We start from the raw sequence: 1,189 nt of genomic DNA on the forward strand, positions 1-1,189 counted from the left end.
GAGCAAGGCGGCGACTTCGACGCTGGTGAGGAAGGCGACCGGCCGGCGAACATAACGCTTGCTCGGGATGGCGAGCACACGCTGCGCCAATGCGCTGTGTTCCGGCGCATGCAACGCCACATAGCGGAAGAAGGAATGGATGGCGGCAAGACGGACATTGCGGCTGCGGGCGCTGTTGTCGCGGTCGCGTTCGAGATGATCGAGGAAGGCGCCGAGGAACGCGGTGTCGAGATCCGGCAAGGTGACGTGCGAGGCCCCCTTGCGTAGCTGCCGCTGGGCATAGGCCAGCAGCAGGCAGAAGGTATCGCGGTAGCTCGCAAGCGTATGCGGGCTTGCTTGTCGTTGTCTGATGAGGCGATCGGTGAAGAAGGCCTCAAGAAGAGCGGGGAACGTTGGGGCGGCGCTCATTGGCCGGATTCCGGCTGGGATTGTTCCGCCCGCAGCAGCGCTTGCTGCAGCAGCTCCGGCGTTGCCGTCAAATACCAATAGGTGTCGGTGATGTGGGCATGGCCGAGATAGGTTGCCAACTCGGGCAGGTGGCATTCGACATCGACGCCGTTGCGATACCAGCGCAGCAATGTTGTCACGGCCAGTCGGTGGCGAAGGTCGTGAAGGCGTGGCCCGCGGGAGTCATTGGCGCCGCGGAGGCCGACCTCGCGCGACAGCTTGACGAACGTCCACCGCACGGCCCATTCGGTTAAACGCGTCCCGCGTTCGGAAAGGAAGAAGCTGGCGCTCAGCGGATTCGGGCATGACCGGTCTCGGCTGGCCGCATAGATTTTGAGGGCCTGTTGCGTCGAGGGGTGAAGCGGCACATAGCGCGACTTGCCGAACTTCGTGTCGCGAACCGTCAGGACGCCATCAACGAGATCGGTGTCGTCGCGATCGAGACGCAACGGTTCGTTACAGCGCATGCCGGTCGCAGCGTACAAGCCGAAGAGCGTGGCATACGTCTGGGGGCGAAGACCGACTGTCGACGGCAAGCGTTTTGCCGCGTCGATCAGTCGGATGATCTCTTCGTCGCGATAAATATAGGGGGACGATGGCCGACGATACCGGTGAGGAAGAAGGTCGGGCGGCGGCACGACGGTCTGCGGGTCAATGGCGCTGCAATAGCGCGCGAACCGGCGAACCATCGCCAACCGGTTGGCCCACTGGGCGGGCTGTGCCTCTGCCGGCTGCATGGCCC

2 protein-coding genes are annotated in these 1,189 nt (G+C 63.8%); both read right to left on the minus strand.

What is annotated here, in order from left to right; translation table 11 throughout:
* Positions 1–408 (minus strand): site-specific integrase (locus tag EOC06_RS37525; RefSeq protein ID WP_164899007.1); only part of this gene is annotated, 408 nt, incomplete at its 3' end.
* Positions 405–1,189, minus strand: a 785-nt coding sequence (locus tag EOC06_RS37530) for a tyrosine-type recombinase/integrase (RefSeq protein WP_128310132.1), incomplete at its 5' end; no start/stop codon positions are given. The genes EOC06_RS37525 and EOC06_RS37530, both read right to left, overlap by 4 nt.

Source organism: Mesorhizobium sp. M7A.F.Ca.MR.362.00.0.0, assembly GCF_004023175.1.
Lineage (GTDB): Bacteria > Pseudomonadota > Alphaproteobacteria > Rhizobiales > Rhizobiaceae > Mesorhizobium.